The 1,516-nt window shown below is 61.8% G+C and carries 2 protein-coding genes and 1 pseudogene; 1 reads left to right on the top strand and 2 read right to left on the bottom strand.

Annotated features, from left to right (window positions below; genetic code table 11):
* On the bottom strand, positions 1-106 hold a 106-nt coding region (locus tag Q0341_RS14065; RefSeq protein WP_299514568.1), incomplete at its 3' end, for a UvrD-helicase domain-containing protein.
* Positions 107-272: 166 nt separating this feature from the next.
* On the opposite strand from Q0341_RS14065, the gene Q0341_RS14060 reads away from it, so the two are divergent.
* Positions 273-1,241, top strand: coding sequence for an AEC family transporter (locus Q0341_RS14060; RefSeq protein ID WP_299514566.1), 969 nt, complete (start codon positions 273-275; stop codon positions 1,239-1,241).
* 27 nt (positions 1,242-1,268) lie between these two features.
* On the opposite strand, the pseudogene Q0341_RS14055 reads toward Q0341_RS14060, so the two are convergent.
* A pseudogene (locus Q0341_RS14055) lies at positions 1,269-1,516 on the bottom strand (primosomal protein N'); the annotation flags it as partial.

Raw genomic sequence — 1,516 nt, 5'->3', positions numbered from 1 at the left:
GCGTGATCACGCGTGTCTTGCCCGAACCGGCCCCGGCCAGCACCAAGCAGGGGCCAGAAACGTAGTTCACGGCTTCGAGTTGGGCGTGGTTGAGTCCGGCTGACATGGGGAGATGGAGAGGGAGGGCAAAGCGAGCCATCATAGCGGCCCCGGACTCGCCCGGATTCTGAGGGAGATGCGGGCGTCCAAAGCGCCCTGGCGTGCGTGGGCGCTGTCAGCGGCGCGACTGTGGCTGCATTCAGGGTCTACTGGTTTACCCCGACAATCGGCGAATGTTGGAAATTTTGCGCGTCACCTTCCCCTTCTTCGCTTTGGTGCTGTGCGGCTATGCGGCCGCCCGGTGGCGATTTTTGCCTTTGGAGGCCATTTCCGGTTTGAACGGCTTCGTGTTGTTTTTTGCCTTGCCGTGCATGCTGTTTCGCTTTGGGGCAGACACGCCCATCGCCCAGTTGCTCGATGCGGGGGTGTTCTTCACTTATTTGTTTTGCGCTTTGGTGATCGTGGCGGTCAGTATCGCCATCAGCCTGAACGGCCGCATTCGCTGGAACGATGCTTCTTTGGGCGCGCTGGTGGCCGCTTTTCCCAACACGGGCTTCATGGGCGTGCCTTTGTTGGTGGCCTTGCTCGGCGCGCAGGCGGTGGGCCCTGCCATCGTCACCATCGTGGTCGACTTGGTGGTCACGTCCTCGCTTTGCGTGGCTTTGTCGCGGATGGACGCGGCCGGGCAGCATGGCGCGGCGGTGGCCGCCCGCAAGGCGCTGGCTGGGGTGGTGCGCAACCCCATGCCCTGGGCCATCAGCCTGGGGGCGGCTTTTTCGTTTTGGAACCTGGAGTTGATTGGTCCTGTCCAAAAAACCGTGGCTTTGCTGGCCGACGCGGCCTCACCCGTGGCTTTGTTCACCATTGGTGCGGTTTTGGCCCGCTCTCAATTGCTGGCGCACGAGCGCCCCGATGGCCCCTTGCGCATGGCCGATTACTTGCCGATTGCCTTGATCAAGCTGGTGCTGCACCCGGTGTTGGTTTTATTGGTGGGCGTGACGGCCATCCAGTGGGGCGCGCCGATCGACCCATTTGCCTTGCAGGTGATGGTTTTGGTGGCCGCTTTGCCCAGCGCCAGCAATGTGTCGCTGCTGGCCGAGCGTTTGGGGGCCGACAATGGCCGCATCGCACGCATCATTTTGGTGACTACAGCGGCTGCTTTTTTGACTTTTTCTGGCGCGGTGGCTTTTTTCAAAGTCTGAAAGTGAAATGCGGGGGCGCCGCATCTCTCAAATCGCCTGCGGGTCCACGTCCACCAGCCAGCGGATCAAGCCTTTGTGTTCGGGCCGGCTGCGCACTTGGTGCAGCACGCCATGCAAGTGCCACAGTACTTTTTGCAAGGCCATGCGGCTGGTGCTCTCCAGCAACATTTGGGCGCGTTCCACATCGGCCACGCGCTGCATGCTCATGGGCACGGCGGGGTACACATTCACTTGAGGCACCAAATCCGCAGTGGACGGGTCGGCGCTCAGCTGGG

The sequence above is a fragment of the uncultured Limnohabitans sp. genome, from assembly GCF_937889215.1.
Taxonomy (GTDB): Bacteria; Pseudomonadota; Gammaproteobacteria; order Burkholderiales; family Burkholderiaceae_C; genus Limnohabitans_A.
This window is presented reverse-complemented; position numbering and strand designations above follow the sequence as displayed.